This window comes from Campylobacter sp. BCW_6461 (genome assembly GCF_001762735.1).
Taxonomy (GTDB): Bacteria; Campylobacterota; Campylobacteria; order Campylobacterales; family Campylobacteraceae; genus Campylobacter_D; species Campylobacter_D jejuni.
Genome location: NZ_MJXJ01000023.1, coordinates 144,722 through 164,347, shown reverse-complemented (window position 1 = coordinate 164,347; position 19,626 = coordinate 144,722). Strand labels below are relative to the sequence as shown.

The 19,626-nt window shown below is 29.7% G+C and carries 21 protein-coding genes and 1 pseudogene; 15 read left to right on the top strand and 7 right to left on the bottom strand.

Annotation, left to right across the window (positions count from 1 at the left end; genetic code table 11):
- Window positions 1-9: 9 nt before the first annotated feature.
- Window positions 10-1,077 carry a radical SAM family heme chaperone HemW gene (hemW, locus tag AJ882_RS05870; RefSeq protein ID WP_002852262.1) on the bottom strand — a complete coding sequence of 356 codons (1,068 nt, stop codon included), beginning with the start codon at window positions 1,075-1,077 and terminating at the stop codon, window positions 10-12.
- 100 nt (window positions 1,078-1,177) lie between these two features.
- Here hemW and AJ882_RS05865 point away from each other — a divergent pair, with 100 nt between their 5' ends.
- The 10 genes and pseudogenes from AJ882_RS05865 (at window position 1,178) to cmoA (ending at window position 10,317) form a co-directional block, all read left to right on the top strand.
- Window positions 1,178-1,648 carry an RNA pyrophosphohydrolase gene (locus AJ882_RS05865; RefSeq protein ID WP_002854797.1) on the top strand — a complete coding sequence of 157 codons (471 nt, stop codon included), beginning with the start codon at window positions 1,178-1,180 and terminating at the stop codon, window positions 1,646-1,648.
- Window position 1,649: 1 nt separating this feature from the next.
- Complete coding sequence (locus AJ882_RS05860) at window positions 1,650-2,852, top strand: aspartate kinase (protein ID WP_002867698.1); 1,203 nt, start codon at window positions 1,650-1,652, stop codon at window positions 2,850-2,852.
- The gene (locus AJ882_RS05855; protein ID WP_002861289.1) at window positions 2,853-3,389 is read left to right on the top strand and encodes a HobA family DNA replication regulator; all 537 of its coding nucleotides are present in this window, start codon (window positions 2,853-2,855) and stop codon (window positions 3,387-3,389) included. It abuts the gene before it with no gap.
- A gap of 5 nt (window positions 3,390-3,394) precedes the next feature.
- Window positions 3,395-3,994, top strand: coding sequence for a DNA polymerase III subunit delta' (locus AJ882_RS05850; RefSeq protein ID WP_002867699.1), 600 nt, complete (start codon window positions 3,395-3,397; stop codon window positions 3,992-3,994).
- Window position 3,995: 1 nt separating this feature from the next.
- A complete protein-coding gene (folP, locus tag AJ882_RS05845) occupies window positions 3,996-5,138 on the top strand; it encodes a dihydropteroate synthase (protein ID WP_002867700.1) in 1,143 nt (380 codons plus the stop codon).
- Window positions 5,139-7,082 carry an NAD-dependent DNA ligase LigA gene (gene ligA / locus AJ882_RS05840; RefSeq protein ID WP_002867701.1) on the top strand — a complete coding sequence of 648 codons (1,944 nt, stop codon included), beginning with the start codon at window positions 5,139-5,141 and terminating at the stop codon, window positions 7,080-7,082.
- Window positions 7,063-8,042 (top strand): annotated as a pseudogene (locus AJ882_RS05835) (hypothetical protein). The gene ligA and the pseudogene AJ882_RS05835 overlap by 20 nt, the downstream one beginning before the upstream one ends.
- Window positions 8,039-8,800, top strand: a complete 762-nt coding sequence (locus AJ882_RS05830) for a TlyA family RNA methyltransferase (protein ID WP_002854799.1) — start codon at window positions 8,039-8,041, stop codon at window positions 8,798-8,800. Before AJ882_RS05835 ends, AJ882_RS05830 begins: the two are co-directional and overlap by 4 nt.
- On the top strand, window positions 8,766-9,620 hold the full coding sequence (locus AJ882_RS05825; protein WP_011049742.1) for a bifunctional riboflavin kinase/FAD synthetase: 855 nt from the start codon (window positions 8,766-8,768) through the stop codon (window positions 9,618-9,620). Before AJ882_RS05830 ends, AJ882_RS05825 begins: the two co-directional genes overlap by 35 nt.
- Complete coding sequence (gene cmoA / locus AJ882_RS05820; protein WP_002859101.1) at window positions 9,607-10,317, top strand: carboxy-S-adenosyl-L-methionine synthase CmoA; 711 nt, start codon at window positions 9,607-9,609, stop codon at window positions 10,315-10,317. The genes AJ882_RS05825 and cmoA overlap by 14 nt, the downstream gene beginning before the upstream one ends.
- Here the strand turns inward: cmoA and AJ882_RS05815 are convergent.
- From AJ882_RS05815 to nth, 5 genes are read right to left on the bottom strand one after another with little or no spacing between them, the layout of a single operon-like run.
- Complete coding sequence (locus AJ882_RS05815; RefSeq protein ID WP_002859102.1) at window positions 10,307-10,528, bottom strand: EexN family lipoprotein; 222 nt, start codon at window positions 10,526-10,528, stop codon at window positions 10,307-10,309. The genes cmoA and AJ882_RS05815 overlap by 11 nt on opposite strands.
- Window positions 10,525-10,959 (bottom strand): EexN family lipoprotein, encoded by a 435-nt coding sequence (locus AJ882_RS05810; protein ID WP_002855128.1) that lies wholly within the window; start codon window positions 10,957-10,959, stop codon window positions 10,525-10,527. The genes AJ882_RS05815 and AJ882_RS05810 overlap by 4 nt, the downstream gene beginning before the upstream one ends.
- A gap of 57 nt (window positions 10,960-11,016) precedes the next feature.
- The gene (locus tag AJ882_RS05805) at window positions 11,017-11,649 is read right to left on the bottom strand and encodes a trimeric intracellular cation channel family protein (RefSeq protein WP_002852232.1); all 633 of its coding nucleotides are present in this window, start codon (window positions 11,647-11,649) and stop codon (window positions 11,017-11,019) included.
- Window positions 11,650-11,659: 10 nt separating this feature from the next.
- Window positions 11,660-12,310, bottom strand: coding sequence for a DNA/RNA non-specific endonuclease (locus tag AJ882_RS05800; protein ID WP_002852117.1), 651 nt, complete (start codon window positions 12,308-12,310; stop codon window positions 11,660-11,662).
- On the bottom strand, window positions 12,307-12,933 hold the full coding sequence (nth, locus tag AJ882_RS05795; RefSeq protein WP_002852225.1) for an endonuclease III: 627 nt from the start codon (window positions 12,931-12,933) through the stop codon (window positions 12,307-12,309). Before nth ends, AJ882_RS05800 begins: the two co-directional genes overlap by 4 nt.
- Before the next feature lie 80 nt (window positions 12,934-13,013).
- On the opposite strand from nth, the gene peb4 reads away from it, so the two are divergent.
- The 5 genes from peb4 to AJ882_RS05770 all read left to right on the top strand — a co-directional run bounded on the left by peb4 (window position 13,014) and on the right by AJ882_RS05770 (window position 18,248).
- Window positions 13,014-13,835, top strand: a complete 822-nt coding sequence (gene peb4, locus AJ882_RS05790; protein WP_002852119.1) for a peptidylprolyl isomerase PEB4 — start codon at window positions 13,014-13,016, stop codon at window positions 13,833-13,835.
- Window positions 13,835-14,899: a class II fructose-bisphosphate aldolase gene (gene fbaA, locus AJ882_RS05785; RefSeq protein WP_002852272.1), complete on the top strand. Its 1,065-nt coding sequence runs from the start codon at window positions 13,835-13,837 to the stop codon at window positions 14,897-14,899. The genes peb4 and fbaA overlap by 1 nt, the downstream gene beginning before the upstream one ends.
- Window positions 14,900-14,993: 94 nt before the next feature.
- Window positions 14,994-16,436 carry a MotA/TolQ/ExbB proton channel family protein gene (locus AJ882_RS05780; RefSeq protein WP_002852205.1) on the top strand — a complete coding sequence of 481 codons (1,443 nt, stop codon included), beginning with the start codon at window positions 14,994-14,996 and terminating at the stop codon, window positions 16,434-16,436.
- Window positions 16,433-17,386 carry an OmpA family protein gene (locus AJ882_RS05775; protein ID WP_002852313.1) on the top strand — a complete coding sequence of 318 codons (954 nt, stop codon included), beginning with the start codon at window positions 16,433-16,435 and terminating at the stop codon, window positions 17,384-17,386. Before AJ882_RS05780 ends, AJ882_RS05775 begins: the two co-directional genes overlap by 4 nt.
- On the top strand, window positions 17,373-18,248 hold the full coding sequence (locus AJ882_RS05770; RefSeq protein WP_002852217.1) for a 1-aminocyclopropane-1-carboxylate deaminase/D-cysteine desulfhydrase: 876 nt from the start codon (window positions 17,373-17,375) through the stop codon (window positions 18,246-18,248). Before AJ882_RS05775 ends, AJ882_RS05770 begins: the two co-directional genes overlap by 14 nt.
- On the opposite strand, the gene AJ882_RS05765 is transcribed toward AJ882_RS05770, so the two are convergent.
- Window positions 18,240-19,583 (bottom strand): sodium-dependent transporter, encoded by a 1,344-nt coding sequence (locus AJ882_RS05765; RefSeq protein ID WP_002852070.1) that lies wholly within the window; start codon window positions 19,581-19,583, stop codon window positions 18,240-18,242. The genes AJ882_RS05770 and AJ882_RS05765 overlap by 9 nt on opposite strands.
- Window positions 19,584-19,626 lie beyond the last annotated feature (43 nt).

Genomic DNA, 19,626 nt, shown 5'->3' with positions numbered 1-19,626 from the left:
AACTTAAATTTAAGATGAGAGATATAAAGCAAGTTCATCGCTAATGAGAAAATTAGGATTAAAATATCTTTTATTTTTGTAAAAAAGTTTTTTTTCTTTTAATAATATATTTATTTTGTCTTTTTGCCATTGATTGAGTTTTGTTTCATCAATCCCTACTATACTTCTAAGTCCTAAAAATAGGTGCTCTAAATTCAAGTCTTTGGAACTTAGTTGCTCTATAGATCTAAAAGTAGGATTTTCTATGTAATTTTTTAAATTTTTTGCTGTATAAAAACGCTTATTTTCATAAAATCCTACTGCACTTAATCCACAAGCTAGGTAGTTTTTTCCTTGCCAATAAGCAAGATTATGTTTGCAAATTTGGGCTTTGGTTTTTGAAAAATTACTGATTTCATATTGAAAAAAGTCAAGCTCTAGAAGTTGTTTGATGAAAAATTTCATTAAATTAGGAGCATTTTTTTTGAAATGTTCTTTTTTAGCAAAGGCTGTGTTTGATTCTATGGTTAAATTATAAGCACTAAGGTGTGTGATTAAATCCTTGATTTGTTTTAAGTGTAAGAGTTCAAATTCAAGCATTTTTTTATTGTCTAATTTCGTATCATAAATAAGATCTAAATTGATATTTTTAAAACCTACTTTATTTGCGTTTTCTAATGTTTTGATAATCATTTCTTGATTGTGAATTCTTCCAAGAAAGTGAAGTTTTTTAGGATGAAAACTTTGAACTCCAAAAGAAATGCGATTAACTCCTAGATTTTTCATATTTTTAAGCCAATTTAATGTTGCTGAGTTGGGATTAGCTTCGCATGAAATTTCTACATTTTTATCTAGTAAGGGATATAAAATTTTAAAAATATCTTCATAATTATACGCATTAACACAACTTGGTGTTCCTCCGCCTATGAATAAGGTTTTAATTTGATTTGATTGAATGTTAAATTGTTTTAATTGAAAAACAATATCTTCTTTTAAAGCCTTAAAATAGGCTTTTTCATAATCATTTTTTTTCAAACTTGTAAAAGCGCAATAATTACATTTGCTTTCACAAAATGGAATATGGATATAAAAATGCATAAAAACCCTAAAATATTTTATTAAATTTTTAATGTATTTTAATAAAAATTTGATTTGATTTAGGTTAAAATTATATCCTTGAGATTTAAGGAAAAATATTGTGGAAAACGAGAAAAATTATAGACCAAATGTTGCAGCTATTGTTTTATCAAGTTCTTATCCTTTTGAGTGTAAGATTTTTATAGCTAAAAGAAGTGATATGGATAATATTTGGCAATTTCCACAAGGAGGCATTGATAAAGGTGAAAGTGTCAAAAACGCTTTATTTAGAGAATTAAAAGAAGAAATAGGCACTGATGAGGTTGAAATCATTGCTGAGTATCCAGAATGGTTGAGTTATGATTTTCCGAGTAAAATTGTTAAAAAAATGTATCCTTATGATGGGCAGATTCAAAAATATTTTTTAGTGCGTTTAAAGCACGGTGCTACAATCAATATCAATACCAAGCATCCTGAATTTGATGATTATCAATTTGTGAGTGTTAAACAAATTTTTGAAATGATTAATCATTTCAAAAAAAATATTTATGTTAAAGTGATCAAATATTTTGAAGAGAAAGGTTATATCTAAAATGCTTATAGTTCAAAAATATGGTGGAACAAGCGTTGGAACACTTGAGCGTATCGAAGCAGTAGCCAATAGGGTTATCCAAAGTGTGCAACAGGGTGATCAACTTGTTGTTGTAGTATCTGCAATGAGTGGGGTGACAAATACTCTTATCGAGCAAGCTGAATATTTTAGTAAAACTCCTAATGGTAAAGATATGGATATGCTTTTAAGCAGTGGAGAGCGTGTAAGCTGTGCTTTACTTTCTATTGCTTTAAATGAAAAGGGTTATCCTGCTATATCATTTTCTGGGAGAAAAGCGGGAATTATTACAGATAGTGTTTTTACAAAGGCAAGAATTCATCATATTGATACAAAAGCGATAAAATCAGAACTTCAAAATGGTAAAATAGTCGTTATAGCAGGTTTTCAAGGTGTAGATGAGGAAGGTAATGTAACTACCTTAGGGCGTGGTGGAAGCGACTTAAGTGCTGTGGCGGTAGCAGGTGCCTTAAATGCGGATTTGTGTGAAATTTATACCGATGTTGATGGGGTTTATACAACAGATCCAAGAATTGAACCAAAGGCAAAGAAATTGGATAAAATTTCTTATGAAGAAATGCTTGAACTTGCAAGTTTGGGTGCAAAAGTTTTGCAAAATCGCTCTGTAGAGCTTGCAAAAAAATTAAATGTTAACTTAGTAACTAGAAGTAGTTTTAACAATAACGAAGGAACAATGATAACAAAGGAAGATGGAATGGAACAAGCTTTAGTAAGTGGTATTGCTTTGGATAAAAATCAAGCAAGAGTGACTTTAAGAAATGTAGAAGATAAGCCTGGAATCGCAGCTGAAATTTTTTCTGTTTTGGCAAATGAAAATATTAATGTAGATATGATTATACAAAATGTTGGAGTTGATGGCGCTACAAATTTGGGTTTTACAGTTCCTCAAAATGAACTTGAATTAGCCAAAAATGCTATGCAAAAAATTTTAAGCTCAAAAACAACTATAGAAAGTGATAGTGCTGTAGTAAAAGTTTCTATAGTCGGCGTAGGCATGAAATCACATTCAGGAGTGGCAAGTAAAGCTTTTAAAGCTTTAGCTGATGAGGGGATTAATATCGGTATGATTTCTACTAGTGAAATTAAAATTTCAATGATAGTTCATGAAAAATACGGAGAACTTGCAGTTAGAGCACTACATGAGTGCTACGGACTTGATAAATAAATGAGTGATTTTTTAAGTTTTACTCTTGAAAATATTCGCAATGGCGGAGCTTTTATGGCATGGTTGGAGTCGCGTCGTTTAGAATGGGCTCCTTTGATGGCTGCAAGACTTAAATATCTTTTAGAGGGACGCACTTTTGTCTTAATGTGCGATGAACAAAGATCTTGGTATGAAGAGTATTTTTTAAAAAATATAAATTCAAAAGCCGCTCGTCCTATGCTTCCTTTTGTGTCGTTAAATTCTTTATGCAAGAAGAAAGTACAAAGTTCAGAAGATATAGCTTTACTTAATGACTTGCTTGACATTTCTTTTCCTAATGGTTATGTGTATTTTTATATAGGAAGTGCTTCTGATAATAAATCTTTAATCGCTAAATCAAGAGATGATAGTTTATTGTGGCTTTTTGATGAGCAGTTACAAGATAGTTTTTATTTAAATTCTAAAGATAAAGACTTGGATATCAAGCTTATTAGTTTATATCAACTTTTTGATGTAAGTTTGGATGCAATATTATTTTCCAAGGTGCAATTAGGATAAATATTTTGTTTATTAGTAAGATTATTATCAGCGAAGATTTTTTAGGTATTAAAGAAGAAATGATTAATAATTTTGGTATTAAAAAATTAAGATTTTTTATGCCACAAAATGAATTTTTACTTGATGATGCAAGAGCGGTTGAAAAAGAAAGCTATATTGCAGAAACTGAAGAAAAAATTATTGTTTTAATGGCGGATTCTTATAGGATAGAAGCACAAAATTTTTTACTTAAACTTCTTGAAGAGCCTCCAAAAAATATTAAATTTCTTATTGTGGTACCTTCTAAAAATTTACTTTTACCTACCATAAAATCGCGTCTTATTTGCGAAAAAAGAAAAGTTGAAAAGGAAGTTAAAAAACTTGATTTAGATCTTAAAAGAATGGATTTAAGAATGCTTTTTGATTTTTTGCAAAAAAATGAAAATTTGGATAAAAATGAACTTATGGATCAAATCGCATTACTTGCTAAAGAATGTGTGAAATATAAAGATTTTAATGCTGAAGAATTAGAGTTTTTTTATGAAGGCTATGAGCTTGCAAAATTAAATTCTAAAAGCGGGGTGCTTTTAGCTACTCTTTTGTTAAATTACTATACAAAGAAATAAAATGAAATTTTTTAAAATCAATCCAAATACCGATTTTAATTTGCTTTGTTCTTTCATAAATCCCCATAAAATGGGACAAAAAATTATGAGTGAAAAAACAAAAATTCATTTTATTTTTATCAAAGATATTTCCACTCCTGCGGCAAATATTTTAAAACAAGATGCTTTAAGAGTAGGAGCTGAACTTATTACTCATAAAGAAGTAATTACTGCAAAAATCACTCATTCAAATGCGCTTTTAATGGCAAGTAAAGAGCAAATTCAAAAGCTTGTTGTCAAAGAAAAACTTCAAGATTTTGGACTTAAAAATTTGGCTCTTTTTTTGCAAAAAGATTTTTTAAAACAGAAAAAAGCCGAGCTTATGGCAGTGATTAATGTCAATGAAGACAGTTTTAATGCAAAAAGTCGTGTGAGTGAAGAAGACTTTGAAAAAAGGCTTAATGACTTTCTTGCTTTAAAGCCTGAATATATCGATATAGGTGCGGTAAGTTCAAGACCTGGGAGTGAGTATTGTGGCAAGGAAGAGGAATTTAAAAGACTGAAAAAAGTACTTGACTTAATTTATGAGAAAAATTATTACGAACAAGCAATTTTTAGTTTAGATAGTTTTGATGAATATTGTCTAGAATATGCTTTAAATAAGGGTTTTAAACTCATTAATGATATTACAAGTTTAAGAAATCTTAATCTAGCCAAACTTGCAAGTAAATATGGGGCAAAATATTGCTTAATGCACATGCAAAACAATCCAAATAACATGCAAGATAATCCTTTTTATGAAGATTTGCTTGATGAGATGACTTTGTTTTTTAAAGAAAAACTTGAGCTTTTAGAAAGTTTTGGAGTAAAAGAAAGTATTTTAGATGTAGGTATTGGTTTTGGAAAGAGTGCGGGGCATAATATGATTTTAATCAAACACTTAGAACATTTTTTGCAATTTAATAAACCTTTACTTATAGGTGCGAGTCGTAAAAGTGTGATTAATGCGTATTTTCAAAGCGAGATTAAAGATCGTTTAGCGGGAACTTTATATTTGCATTTAAAGGCTTTTGAAAATGGTGCTAGTATTATAAGAGTGCATGATTTATATGAGCATAAACAACTTTTTGCTTTAGCGCAGGCAATGGATAATATAGGAGTTTAGATGAAAAAAGAAGAGTATTTAGAAAAAGTTGCTTTAGCTAATTTGTGGATGAGGGCATATTATGAAAAAGATGAACCCTTGGCTAGCGATGAAGAATACGATGCTTTAATCAGAGAATTAAGAGTTTTTGAAGAACAAAATAAAGATGAAATTTCAAAAGACTCTCCAACGCAAAAAATAGCTCCTACTATACAAAGCGAGTTTAAAAAAATAGCTCATTTAAAGCGTATGTGGTCGATGGAAGATGTGTTTGATGAGAGTGAGCTTAGAGCTTGGGCAAAACGCGCAAAATGTGAAAAAAACTTTTTTATAGAGCCTAAATTTGATGGAGCGAGTTTAAATTTGCTTTATGAAAATGGTAAATTAGTAAGCGGCGCCACTAGGGGCGATGGCGAAGTGGGTGAGGATATAACGCTTAATGTTTTTGAGATAGAAAATATACCTAAAAATATAGCCTATAAAGAAAGGATAGAAATTCGTGGAGAAGTGGTGATTTTAAAAGATGATTTTGAGAAAATCAACGAAAAAAGAGCCCTTTTAAATCAAAGTTTATTTGCCAATCCACGCAATGCTGCAAGTGGGAGTTTAAGGCAGCTTGATACAAGCATCACTAAAGAAAGAAATTTGAAATTTTATCCTTGGGGAGTAGGGGAAAATACCTTAAATTTCACCAAACACAGCGAGGTGATGCAATTTATCAGAGAGCTTGGTTTTTTAAAGGATGATTTTGTAAGACTTTGCGCTAATTTAGACGAAGTTTTAAAAGCTTATGATGAGCTTTTAGTTCTAAGAGAAAAAAAACCTATGATGATGGATGGAATGGTGGTAAGAGTTGATGATCTTGCACTTTGTGAAGAATTAGGCTATACGGTAAAATTTCCAAAATTTATGGCAGCTTTTAAATTTCCTGCGCTTGAAAAAACCACGCGTTTAATAGGGGTAAATTTACAAGTAGGAAGAAGTGGAGCGATCACTCCTGTGGCAGTTTTAGAACCTGTAAATTTAGATGGGGTTGTAGTAAAATCAGCCACCCTTCATAATTTTGATGAAATTGCAAGACTTGATGTTAAAATCAATGATTTTGTAAGCGTGATAAGAAGTGGCGATGTTATCCCTAAAATCACTAAGGTTTTTAAAGAGCGTAGAGAAGGTTTAGAGATGGAAATTTCACGCCCTAAGCTTTGTCCTACTTGCCAAAGTGAGCTTTTGGATGAAGGAACTTTAATAAAATGTCAAAATATAGATTGTGAAGATAGACTTGTAAATTCTATCATTCATTTTGTTTCTAAAAAATGTCTTAATATCGACGGACTGGGAGAAAATATAGTAGAACTTTTATACAAGCACAAAAAAATCACTACGCTTGAGAGTATTTTTCATTTAAAATTTAATGATTTTGAAGGTTTGGAAGGCTTTAAAGAAAAGAAAATTAACAATCTTTTAAATGCCATAGAACAAGCAAGAGAATGTGAGCTTTTTCGTTTTATCACAGCTTTAGGAATAGAGCATATTGGCGAGGTTGCGGCTAAAAAATTAAGTTTAAGTTTTGGTAAAGAGTGGTACAAGCAAAGCTTTGAAGCTTATGCTAATTTAGAAGGTTTTGGAGAGCAAATGGCTTTAAGTCTTTGCGAATTTACGCGTGTTAATCATACAAGAATTGATGAGTTTTACAAGCTTTTAAATTTGAAAATAGAAAAACTTGAAATCAAAAGCGATGGTGTGATTTTTGGTAAAACTTTTGTGATTACAGGCACTCTTTCACGCCCAAGAGATGAGTTTAAGGCTTTGATAGAAAAGCTTGGGGGTAAGGTAAGCGGCTCGGTTTCTAAAAAGACTGACTATGTGCTTTTTGGAGAAGAGGCAGGTTCTAAGCTTAGTAAGGCTAAAGAGCTTGAAGTAAAATGTATAGATGAAAGTGCTTTTAATGAGCTTGTTAAAGAATAGTTCTTATATTTTAACGCTTTTAAGCCTTTTTGGCTTTTTGCTAACTTGGCAAAGGAGTGCTTTTTCTTTATTTTTTTTAATTCCTATTTTTTTAACACTTTTTTGGGAATTCTTTTTATTTTTAAAGCTTAGAAAAAATATTATAAAAGAAGCTACTTTGATTAAGGGAAGTTTGTTTTATCGTATTAGTATGGGGGATTTTTATCTTTATATTTTTAGCTTTTTTTTGGCGATTTTTGGACTTGTTTCTTTATTTTTAAATTTTTTAAATCTTGAAAAAATTGATTTTGTTTTTATATTTATAATTTTACCTTTATTGATGATATTTTTAAAAAAAGAATTGCATTTGCAATTTATAGATAATGCTTATAATGATTTTAGAATAGTTGTTATCGCTAGTTTTTTTACTGCTTTATTTTATGCATTTTATGGGCTTTTTTTTACTTACAATGAACTTTTAAATTTAGAACTTTTTTCTAGGAAAATCATTGCCTATAAGAGTGCTTCTTTTGTTTATTTTGATTTTTTATCTGAATTTTTACATTTTGTTTCAAATTTAAAATTTTTTATTTTTTCTTATTTTGGATATTTGGGGTTTAGGGCTTTAAATTTTATTTTTGATTTTTTTAATTTTTTTATGTTTTGTTCTCTTTTGGCTTTTGTTTTTAATTTTGTTTTGAAAATAAAGATAAAAATAATTGTTTTATTTTTATGTTTTATCATGGTTTTAGGAAATTATTTTTTAAAAGAGCAAAGAAATAATGCCTTAAAATCCGAACAAGAGCAAATACTTTTATGGATGAATAATTTTAATTTTTTAAAAGATAATAACTTAAGTTTAATTCAAAAAGAAAAAGATCTTAGAGAAATTTTTAAAAAAATGCTTTTGAAATAGGTATTTGGTGGTTTTCTAAAGAAAAAGAAGACTTAGAAAAAAGAATAAATGAGAGTTTAAAATGAGATTTGATTTTTTTGTTTCAAAGCGTTTAAATATCAGTAGAAATAAAGCCTTAGAGCTTATAGAAAATGAAGAGATTTTACTTAATGGTAAGAGTTTTAAAGCTTCTTTTGATGTGAAAAATTTTTTAGAAAATTTAAAAAAAACGCAAGATTTAAATCCTGAAGATATACTTTTAGCCAATGAGTTAAAATTGGATCTTTTAAGTGAAATTTATGTTTCAAGAGCAGCTTTGAAATTAAAAAAATTTTTAGAAGAAAATGATATTGAAATAAAACATAAAAATTGTCTTGATATAGGATCTAGTACGGGCGGTTTTGTTCAAATTTTACTTGAAAATCAGGCTTTAAAAATCACTGCTCTTGATGTGGGTAGTAATCAACTCCATCCAAGTTTAAGAGCAAATGAAAAAATTATCTTGCATGAAAATACAGATCTTAGAGCCTTTAAAAGTGAAGAAAAATTTGAACTTGTTACTTGTGATGTGAGTTTTATTTCTCTTATTAATTTACTTTATTATGTCGATAATTTAGCTTTAAAGGAAATTATTTTACTTTTTAAACCTCAGTTTGAAGTGGGAAAAAATATCAAAAGAGATAAAAAAGGTGTTTTAAAAGATGACAAGGCAATCTTAAAAGCAAGAATGGATTTTGAAAAAGAATGTGCTAAGTTAGGTTGGCTTTTAAAAAATACGCAAAAATCAAGCATTAAAGGAAAGGAAGGTAATGTTGAATATTTTTACTACTATATCAAAAATTAATATTACTTCTTTAGCCATAGGTTGTTTTGATGGTATGCATTTAGGACATCTAAAACTTGTAAAATATTTAGATGAGAATGGGGCTTTGCTAGTTATTAATAAATTTAAAGGTCAATTTCTTTGCTCAAATCGTCAAAAAGAAGAAATTTCAGGAAAAAAAGTTATAGAAGTGGATTTTGAAAGTATAAAATCTTTAGATGGTAAAGATTTTTTAAGCTTTTTGAAAAAAGAATTTACCAGTTTAAAATTTATAGTCGTGGGTTATGATTTTTCTTTTGGGAAAAATAGGGCTTATAGTGCTAAAGATATTGAGTTTTTAAGTGGGATAAAAACTATAATAGTTGATGAATTTAGCATAGGTGGAATAGGTGTTCATGCAAGTTTAATTAAGGATTTTTTATCAAGAGCAAATTTGCAAAAAGTAAAAGAATTTTTAGGGAGAAATTATAGCATCAAAGGAAAGGTAATTAAAGGACAAGGCTTAGGTTCTAAAGAACTTTTTGCAACTATAAATTTAGATTGCGAAGGTTATTTTTTGCCTCAAAATGGTGTTTACGCTACTTTGTTAAAAAGTCAAAGAAAAACTTATAAAAGTGTGAGTTTTTTAGGTGTAAGATCAAGCGATGAAAATTTTGCTATAGAAAGTCATATTTTAGAAGAATTGGGTGAAAATTTCACGCAAGGAGAGTTTTTTGAACTCGAGTTTATATCTTTTCTAAGAGAGAATCAAAAATTTCAAGATCTAAAAAAACTTAAAAATCAAATTACTAAAGATATAGAACAGGCTAGAGAATTATTAAGGAAAAATGATGAAAGATGAACTTTTTAAACAAAGCCCTAAAAAACAATTTGAATTTGATAAAAGCGTGGCTAGTGTTTTTGATGATATGATCAATCGTTCTGTACCATTTTATAGAGAAAATTTAGAACTTTGTGGCAATTTATTGGCTAAAATTTTACCTACAAATGCAAGTGTTTGCGATTTGGGCTGCTCAAGTGCTAATTTTTTGATTTTTTTGGCAAATCTAAGAAAGGATTTTAAACTTTTTGGCGTGGATAATTCTGCTTCCATGCTTGAAGTTGCAAAATCAAAAGCTAAAGCTTATGGGCTTGATATAAGTTTTTTTGAAGCTAATTTATGCGAATTTGATTTTTTTACTTGCGATGTTTTTGTAGCAAATTATACCATGCAGTTTATTCGTCCTCCTAAAAGACAAGAATTGCTTGATCAAATTTATAAAAATTTAAACTCTAAAGGCATTTTGATTATGAGTGAAAAAATCCTTTATGAAGATGCTTTTTTGTCTAAAAATATCATAGAACTTTATGCTGATTATAAAGAAAAACAAGGCTATTCTAAGTTTGAAATCGCAGCTAAAAGAGAAGCTTTGGAAAATGTTTTAATTCCTTATAGTCAAAAAGAAAATTTAAATATGCTAGAAAAGGCAGGTTTTAAGAAAATAGAAAGTATTTTTAAATGGGCAAATTTTGAAACTTTCATAGCTTTTAAGGATTAGAAATATTTTCATCTTCCCATTCATCTTTTGGAAAACCTATCTTATATGCATTAACACAATCTTGACTAATGATAGCTTTGTGTCTGCATTCTAAACTTCTTTTTTTTGCTTCCTCGGGGTGATTTTGATAATATTCTACACTTTTGGTTTGTTCGCATGCTGCAAAAAATATACCAATAAGGCTTAAAAAAAGAGTTATTTTCATGGTCATTTTTCCTGTGTCATATTAACATCATCGCTAAAGATAGAACTTTGATTGTTTTCTGTTGTTTTGGAAGGATAAATTTCAGAAGGTGTTTCTGCTATAGGTGGTATTATAATACTTTCATTATTTTCTGAACTTTGGTTAATATCTTTTGTGGTTTTTTCTTTTTTTAAATCATTTTGTTTTAAAGCTTCTAATATTTGATTATCAGATTTTTTCGGTGTGTTTGGACTGTATTTACCCTCTTCATTTGTTGGTTTAACACCAACTTTTAATGCATTAATACAATCTTCGCTAAGAGTTCCGCTTTCTTTGCATTCTTTCGCTTTTTCTTTTGCTTCGCTAGGAAGATTTTTGTAGTAATTTTCTGTTTTACTATCACAAGCTGTTATATTAATAACTATTAAAATTGCAAGTAAAATACTTAGTCTTCGCATTTATCAATCTCCTAAAATTTTTAATATCTTAGCAAACTTGTATAAAGCAACGATAAATTATTTTTCTTCATTGTAAGAAAAAATAGGTAAAGACCATTGATATTTGATAGCTAAAAGCCTTGCAAAAACTCCTATAAAAAGAGTTAAAAGTGTGCAAACTAGGGCATTAAGCTCAAGCCAAATTATTAGAGAATAATAGATTGCTCCTGCAATTATGGCAATTCCTGCATAAATTTCTTTTTGAAACACCAAGGGGATTCTCATACATAAAATATCTCTTAAAATTCCACCAAAAACACCGGTAATTACAGCGGCAGCAACGGCTATGATAAAGCCATGGTTTTGATCTATAGCTATTTGAGCTCCAAGTATGCTAAAAACAACAAGTCCTATAGCATCAAGAGTTAGAAATAAAGTTTCAAGTTTGGTTACTACGCGCGGAATTTTTGTGGCTACAAGGGCGCAAAAACAGATTAAAATAATATATTCAGGATGTTTAACCCAAGTTAAAGGATAATGTCCTAAAAGCACATCTCGTATGCTTCCGCCTCCAATTGCTGTTACGAGAGCAATAAAAATAACTCCAAAAAGATCCATTTTGTGGCGTCCTGCAGCTAAAGCTCCTGTCATTCCTTCTGCGGAAATACCTATGATATAAAGAGTGGTTATCGTAAGAGCATTTATCTCCATAATTTATACCTTAAAATTTATCACAATTTATTTGATACTGTTTAATATTTTCATCATTTACTTCGTGGTTTGGTGCTTGATAGCATTCTTTAAATTTCGGAGTTTTAATAATTTTCACATAAAAACTTGGTATAGCAATACGGTTTTTAATGTATTGTGGTTCTTTATCGTAAAGTACTAAATTTAAAACTTCGATACTTTGAAATTCTAAAGCTAAATTTCTTTCTCTTTGTTCGATTTCATTCCAAATTTTATTATTTATTTGTGCATTTTGTGGGGTAATATTACTCATTAAAAATACTGAATTTTGAGCAGCTTTACTAAAGCTAAAAGAAGCATTGGGTGCAGTGTGTCCTCGTGTGTAACCACTGTTTTTATAATTACTCCAAGTAGTGCGGTATTTTTTAGGAATATTTGTATCATCTTCAAAGCGAGGGCGTTTTTTGATTTGTCTATCTTTCAAATTTGAAGCTTCTACCTTATAAGCAACAGCTTTTGTGCCTTTGAGTTTATAATCATAGCAATTTAGATAAAAAAACTTATCTAAGATTTGCGAGCAATTTATATTGTTAAAATAAGAAGAAAAATCAGCACTAGGCTTGTAAGGTTCTAAGGCAAAAATATTAAGAGATATAGTGAGTAAAAAGATGAAAATTTTCATTTAAGTTCCTTATCTTTACTTTTGCAAAGATGATTTAAAAAGCATTCTTTACATAAAGGTTTTTTAGCTTTACAGGTGTAACGTCCAAAAAGAACCATGGCTTGATGAAGATAGTTAAGATTATCTTTAAATGTGCGTGTTAAATCTTCTTCTGTAGCTTCTGGAGTTTTTGCTTTGCTAAGTCCTAAGCGGTGAGAAACTCTAAAAACATGAGTATCTACAGCCATGAAATTTGCTCCGCACCATTCTATTAAAACTACATGAGCGGTTTTTTGTCCTACGCCTGCTAAGGATTTTAAATTTTGTTCATCAAGGGGAATTTCTCCGTCAAAATTTTCACAAACTGCTTTTGCCATTTTTATAAGATTTTGTGCTTTATTATTAAAAAATGAACAAGTTTGTATATAGGTTTTAAGACTTGATAAATTTGCATTTGCAAGGGATTTAATATCAGGATAAGCTTTAAAAAGATCAGGAGTGATGAGATTAACTCTTTTATCAGTGCATTGGGCTGAAAGCATTACGCAGACTAAAAGCTCATATAAATTTGAAAATTTAAGCTCTGTTACAGGCTTGTCAAAATGTTTTAAAAAAAGTTCTTTGATTTCTAAATTTCTTTTCATTTTTTAATTTTAGTTAATTAGCTTTAAACCAAGTTTAGATATAATTGATTTTATATACATTTTATTAAAAAGGAAACCTAATGAAAAAATTTTCTTTAGTCGCAGCAACTTTGATTGCAGGTGTAGTTTTAAATGTAAATGCAGCTACAGTAGCTACTGTTAATGGCAAGAGCATTAGCGATACAGAAGTAAGTGAATTTTTTGCCCCTATGCTTAGAGGACAGGATTTTAAAACTTTGCCAGATAATCAAAAAAAAGCTCTTATTCAGCAATATATTATGCAAGATTTAATTTTGCAAGATGCTAAAAAACAAAATTTAGAAAAAGACCCTTTATACACAAAAGAACTTGATCGTGCAAAAGATGCAATACTTGTTAATGTTTATCAAGAGAAAATTTTAAATACTATTAAAATTGATGCGGCTAAAGTTAAAGCTTTTTATGATCAAAATAAAGACAAATATGTAAAACCTGCAAGAGTGCAAGCAAAACATATCTTAGTAGCGACAGAAAAAGAAGCTAAGGATATTATTAACGAACTTAAAGGTTTAAAAGGTAAAGAACTAGATGCTAAATTTAGCGAGCTTGCTAAAGAGAAATCAATTGATCCAGGTTCAAAAAACCAAGGTGGTGAGCTTGGTTGGTTTGATCAATCAACTATGGTAAAGCCTTTTACAGATGCTGCTTTCGCGCTTAAAAATGGTACTATTACTACAACTCCGGTAAAAACGAATTTTGGTTATCATGTAATCTTAAAAGAAAATTCGCAAGCTAAAGGTCAAATCAAATTTGATGAAGTAAAACAAGGTATTGAAAACGGACTTAAATTTGAAGAATTTAAAAAAGTTATCAATCAAAAAGGCCAAGATCTCTTAAATAGTGCTAAAGTGGAATATAAATAATGGGTGTTTTAGACATTGTAAAAGCAGGGGTGATTAGCGGAGATGAGCTTAATAAAATTTATGACTATGCTAAAGCAGAGGGTTTTGCTATCCCTGCTGTTAATGTTGTAGGAACTGATTCTATTAATGCAGTTTTAGAAGCTGCAAAAAAAGTTAACTCTCCAGTTATTATCCAGTTTTCAAATGGTGGGGCAAAATTTTATGCAGGGAAAAATTGTCCTAATGGAGAAGTTTTAGGTGCAATTAGTGGGGCTAAACATGTACATTTACTTGCTAAAGCTTATGGTGTACCTGTGATTTTACACACTGATCATGCTGCAAGAAAACTTTTGCCTTGGATTGATGGGCTTATTGAGGCAAATGCACAATATAAAAAAACCCATGGACAAGCTTTATTTAGTTCTCATATGCTTGATCTTAGCGAAGAAAGTTTAGAAGAAAATCTTAGCACTTGTGAAGTTTATCTTCAAAAACTTGATGCTTTAGGTGTCGCGCTTGAAATAGAATTAGGTTGTACAGGTGGCGAAGAAGATGGAGTGGATAATACAGGTATTGATAATTCCAAGCTTTATACCCAACCAGAAGATGTAGCTCTTGCATATGAAAGACTTGGAAAAATTAGTGATAAATTTTCAATCGCAGCAAGCTTTGGAAATGTACATGGAGTTTACAAGCCAGGAAATGTTAGCTTACAACCTGAAATTTTAAAAAATTCGCAAAAATTTGTAAAAGATAAATTTGCTTTAAATAGCGATAAGCCTATAAATTTTGTATTTCATGGCGGTAGCGGTAGTGAGCTAAAAGATATTAAAAATGCAGTAAGCTATGGCGTAATTAAGATGAATATTGACACAGATACTCAATGGGCTTTTTGGGATGGGGTGCGTGAATATGAACTTAAAAATAGGGCTTATTTGCAAGGACAAATTGGAAATCCAGAAGGTGATGACAAGCCAAATAAAAAATACTATGATCCGCGTGTTTGGTTAAGAAGCGGTGAAGAAAGCATGATAAAACGTCTTGAAATCGCTTTTGAAGATTTAAACTGTATAAACAAAAACTAAGCATTTTAAAAGCTTAGTTTTATTTTGTTTTAAAAATTTTTATCAAATTAAGTAGCAATCTTTAAAATAAAATTTTTAATGAGGTATTGGTTTCATGGATATTAAATCAGATGAAATTTCAGAACTTGTTTTGCCTGAAGGCAAAGATGCAAGAGGTTCTTTGGTTTATTTTAAAATTATTTTTATTCCAGCTTTTCTTTATATTTTGATTTTATTGGGTTATTTTAATGTAATTGACTTTAAGGTCGAATTACATACGGTTATTATGACAGGTGTGATTTTTTTTACAGCATTGATTTTTGCTAGACATAGTGCTGAGTATGCGTATAGTATTTTTGAACAACAAAAAGATGAATTTAAACAGGCTTTAAAAAGACATATTATGAGGCATTTTCTTGCCATAGGGAAAGACACGAAATCAAATGCCAATTTTGATGACTTTGCTTATACATATATTAAGGGTGCAAGAAATGAGAATTTTGCTAGTATAGGTTCGGCAATTTTTCCAATGATGGGAATTTTAGGAACTTTTATCAGTATAGCTTTTTCAATGCCAAATTTTAGTTCTAGTGATACAGCCGCTTTAGAACAAGAAATTGCAGATTTGTTAAGTGGAGTGGGAACTGCTTTTTATGTTTCAATTTATGGAATTTTTCTTGCATTATGGTGGATGTTTTTTGAAAAATATGGTAAAAGCAAAATAGATCGTTTGCTAAATCGTCAAAAAAACGCTACAAGTGGATTTTTTTGGACAAAAGAAGAGCTTGATCAAAGATATTTAACTGAAAGTTTGCAACATTTTGAAAAAATTGGAGCAATTTTTAAACAAGTTAGTAATGATGATTTTTTTGCAGAGCTTGATCATGCTATTGATAGAAAATTTGGTATTTTCCAAGATATGCTAAATGTAGAAGAAAAGGCTATTAGATTAAGTAGTGAACATATCAAACAAACCATGGGTGAGCTTAGTAAAGCACAAAGAGATCAACGCGATCTTGGAAAGCTTTATAGTGAAATGTTAAATGGTATAGGTTTGCTCAATCAAAATTTAAAAGAAATCAATACAAGAATGTCAGAACAATATAATCGCTTGCTTGATATCAGTAGTGATAAAATTCATCATCTTGATAAGACATTAAGTGCATTCGATGAAAAAATAGAGCGTTTTGGTAAAAATTTTGAACTTTATGAAAAAGCAATGTTGGAAAGTCAAGAAAAGGTTTTTGAGGGATTTAAAGCAAGCTTGTTTGAAGGTATGCATAAATTTAAAGAAGTATATGAAGAAGAAAAAAGTATTGATGCTAAAATCAAAATGATGGATGAGCTTAAAAAAGAAATGAAAGCACTTGATGAAGAAACAAGTCAAATGATGAGCAAGCTTTCTGGGGATGAAAATCAGAATAAAGAAAATGAAACCAAACAAATAGAAGATTTTTCAGAGTCTAAGACTGAAGAAAATCAAGATGAAATTCAAGCAGAAATATCTAAGCAAGAAAGCAATGATGAGCTAAAAAATGAAGATAAAGAAAATAAATGAAAAATGAGTCAAAAGAAGATAGCAATTTTTGGATAGCTTATGCTGATTTAATGGCAGGATTGCTGTTTGTTTTTATTTTACTAATAGGTGCTATTGTTGTAAAATATGTTTTAACTCAAAGTGATTTAAAAGAAATCAAAGATAATCTCAATAAACAAGAGGCACGCTTAGAGGAGAGTAAAGAAGAGCTTAGAAATAAAGAAGCCATAGTGTTTAAACTAAGTTCTGATTTAAACAATGCTTCTAGTGCTTTAAATCTTGCTAATTCTCAAAAAGCAGAATTAGAGGCTAATATTACAAATTACAAGCAGTTAAGCAAAGATTTAAACTCAACTTTAGATAATAAAGATAAGCAAATTTTGATTTTACTAGGTCAACTAGAGAAAAAAGATGAAGAGCTTAAAAATTTACAAGAAGATTTTCAAAAAGCTAAAGAAAAGGTGCAAAATCTTGGTTTGATTCGTGAAAATTTGAGCAAGGAATTACAAAGTAAGCTTGATAATAATATCACTATAGATGAAAAGACAGGATCTATTTCTTTGCCTGCTGAAGTACTTTTTGATAAAGATTCTTATGTGTTAAAAAATGAGGCAAAGGCAAGTTTGAGAAAAATCTTAAGCGAATATTTTGATGCTATTCTTGAAGATCCAAAAATTTTTTCTAACATTGAAAATATCATTATTGAAGGACATACTGATAGTGATGGATCTTATATTTATAATTTAGATTTGTCGCAAAAAAGAGCTTATGAGGTGATGAATTTTATCTATACTTTTTATAAGAGTGATAAGCTTCAAAAGCTTTTAATGGCAAGTGGACGTTCTTTTTCAGATCCTGTGTTTGTCAACGGAGTTGAAGATAAGGATAAGAGTCGTCGCATAGAAATAAAATTTAGCATTAAAAATGATAATGCTTTAAAGGATGTAGAAAAATTCTTTGAATTTCATTAAAACAATTAGTCCTATACAAAAAATCAATTTTAACGGATTTGAATTTTATATTAAAAGAGATGATTTATTAGGGGAAATTAATGGAAATAAAGCTAGGAAACTTGCTTTTTATATCCATCAAAGATATCCTAAAAATCAATCTTTTGTAAGTTATGGAGGAAGCCAAAGTAATGCTTTGGCGGCATTAAGTATTTTTGCTAAACAAAGATCATATAAGCTTGTTTTTGCTTGTGAAAAAATTTCTACTTTTCTTAAGAATAATCCTTGTGGAAACTATGCTTTAGCTTTAGAAAATGGTGTTGATTTTGTAGAAAATATCCATTCTTTATCCTTAAAGCAATTTGCTTTGTCTTTGTGTAAAAAAGATGATGTTTTTATAGAACAAGGTATAGCTAATTTAGAAGCTCAATATGGCTATATGGAACTTGCTCAAGAAATTCAAATGCAAAGTCAAAGTTTAAAGCTTGATTTTGATATTTTTTTACCTTCGGGTACAGGCACTTCGGCAGCTTTTTTGGCAAAGTATTCTAAATTTAAAGTATTTACTTGCGCTTGTGTAGGTGATATTAAATATCTTAAAAAACAAATTTTAACATTAGATCCAAGCTATGATTTTTCAAATTTAGAATTTTTAACAAGTGATAAAAAATATCACTTTGCTAAGCCGTATAAAGAATTTTATGAGCTTTATATGGATTTAAAGTTAAAGTGCAATATAGAATTTGACTTGTTGTATGATATTTTAGGATTAAGTATAGCATTAAAACAAGAGTGGAAAAAACCATTGCTTTATATACATCAAGGTGGAATTTTAGGAAATTCCACTATGTTAGAGAGATATAAATTTAAAAAATCAGTTTAAAATTCCATAGATAAAAATGATTAAAATAATCAAAGGTACTATATATTTTACATAATAAAACCAAATTCCAAACCATGAACTTTTAAGTGTATTGTTATTGCTAAGTTCTTTTAGACTTTCTTGTTTGCCTAAAATCCAACCTACATAAATACAGCAAAAAAATGCAGTTAAAACAAACAAAATATTTCCACTAATGAAATCAAAACTATCAAAAATGTTTTTTCCTTTGATGATAACAATATCACGCCAAGGCCCATAAGTTAGAATACAAGGAAGATTGCCAAGTATGAAGATAAACCCTAGAGTTAGGTTAATAGAAAGATTTTTAGAATATTTAAATTTTTCTTCTAATACGCTAATAATAACTTGATAAATTGGCAAGCTTGTGGTTAAAGCTGCAATCAAGAGTAAGACAAAAAATAAAATACACACAATAGTGCCAAAATGGATATGAGAAAATGCTATAGGTAAAGTTTCAAAAACCAAAGAAGGCCCGCTATCTGGAGCAAGTCCCGCTGAGAAAAGTGCTGGAAAAATCATAAAACCAGCCAAAACAGCTATGATAGTATTTAAAACCCCTGTATAAATAGCGGTTTTTGCCATATTTTCATTTTTATTAAGATGAGATGAAAGTGTTATCATTACCCCAAAACCTAGGGATAAAGCAAAAAAGACTTGTCCTAAAACATCGATTAAAAGTTTTGGTGATAAAATTTTACTAAAATCAGGTTCAAGATAAAATTTAACTCCAGCCATAGCTCCATCAAGGGTTAAATTGCGTCCTACAACAATAATAAGACAGATAAATAATAAAGGCATTAAAAATTTTACGGATTTTTCTATACCATCTATAATGCCTCTTTTTAAAATAATATAATTAATAATTACAAAAACAGTGGTAAAAATACCAACTCCTAAAGGATTGAAGGCTATTTTGTCGTTAAAAAACTGATGAGTAAATTCTTTGCTTACTACATTGGCAAGACTAAAATTCCCTAGGGTTAATTCCCAAATATAAACTAAAACCCATCCTCCAAGTACCATGTAGTAAGCCATTATGCCAAAGCTTCCTAAAAGTCCCATATATCCAATACTTTGCCATTTTTGTTTGAAAGCATCTACGCTATTTGTCATCGCTTTTCTGCCTATGACATTTTCAACTAAAATAACAGGAATGCCTATGATAATCATGGCTATACAAAAAACTAATACATAAGCACCGCCACCATTTTCTCCTACAAGATAGGGAAAACGCCAAGTTGCTCCAAATCCTATGGTTGCTCCAGCAACTGTTAGAATATAAGTTAGTGTGCTACTCCATGTTTGTCTTTGCATGATTATCCTTTCGAAAAAGAATTATTTTACCTAAAAATAACTT

Coding starts and splice junctions, on each gene's coding strand:
- hemW (WP_002852262.1), bottom strand. CDS start 1,077: ATGCATTTTTATATCCATATTCCATTTTGTGAAAGCAAATGTAATTAT.
- AJ882_RS05860 (WP_002867698.1), top strand. CDS start 1,650: ATGCTTATAGTTCAAAAATATGGTGGAACAAGCGTTGGAACACTTGAG.
- AJ882_RS05855 (WP_002861289.1), top strand. CDS start 2,853: ATGAGTGATTTTTTAAGTTTTACTCTTGAAAATATTCGCAATGGCGGA.
- folP (WP_002867700.1), top strand. CDS start 3,996: ATGAAATTTTTTAAAATCAATCCAAATACCGATTTTAATTTGCTTTGT.
- ligA (WP_002867701.1), top strand. CDS start 5,139: ATGAAAAAAGAAGAGTATTTAGAAAAAGTTGCTTTAGCTAATTTGTGG.
- AJ882_RS05830 (WP_002854799.1), top strand. CDS start 8,039: ATGAGATTTGATTTTTTTGTTTCAAAGCGTTTAAATATCAGTAGAAAT.
- AJ882_RS05825 (WP_011049742.1), top strand. CDS start 8,766: ATGTTGAATATTTTTACTACTATATCAAAAATTAATATTACTTCTTTA.
- cmoA (WP_002859101.1), top strand. CDS start 9,607: ATGATGAAAGATGAACTTTTTAAACAAAGCCCTAAAAAACAATTTGAA.
- AJ882_RS05815 (WP_002859102.1), bottom strand. CDS start 10,528: ATGACCATGAAAATAACTCTTTTTTTAAGCCTTATTGGTATATTTTTT.
- AJ882_RS05810 (WP_002855128.1), bottom strand. CDS start 10,959: ATGCGAAGACTAAGTATTTTACTTGCAATTTTAATAGTTATTAATATA.
- AJ882_RS05805 (WP_002852232.1), bottom strand. CDS start 11,649: ATGGAGATAAATGCTCTTACGATAACCACTCTTTATATCATAGGTATT.
- AJ882_RS05800 (WP_002852117.1), bottom strand. CDS start 12,310: ATGAAAATTTTCATCTTTTTACTCACTATATCTCTTAATATTTTTGCC.
- nth (WP_002852225.1), bottom strand. CDS start 12,933: ATGAAAAGAAATTTAGAAATCAAAGAACTTTTTTTAAAACATTTTGAC.
- peb4 (WP_002852119.1), top strand. CDS start 13,014: ATGAAAAAATTTTCTTTAGTCGCAGCAACTTTGATTGCAGGTGTAGTT.
- fbaA (WP_002852272.1), top strand. CDS start 13,835: ATGGGTGTTTTAGACATTGTAAAAGCAGGGGTGATTAGCGGAGATGAG.
- AJ882_RS05780 (WP_002852205.1), top strand. CDS start 14,994: ATGGATATTAAATCAGATGAAATTTCAGAACTTGTTTTGCCTGAAGGC.
- AJ882_RS05775 (WP_002852313.1), top strand. CDS start 16,433: ATGAAAAATGAGTCAAAAGAAGATAGCAATTTTTGGATAGCTTATGCT.
- AJ882_RS05765 (WP_002852070.1), bottom strand. CDS start 19,583: ATGCAAAGACAAACATGGAGTAGCACACTAACTTATATTCTAACAGTT.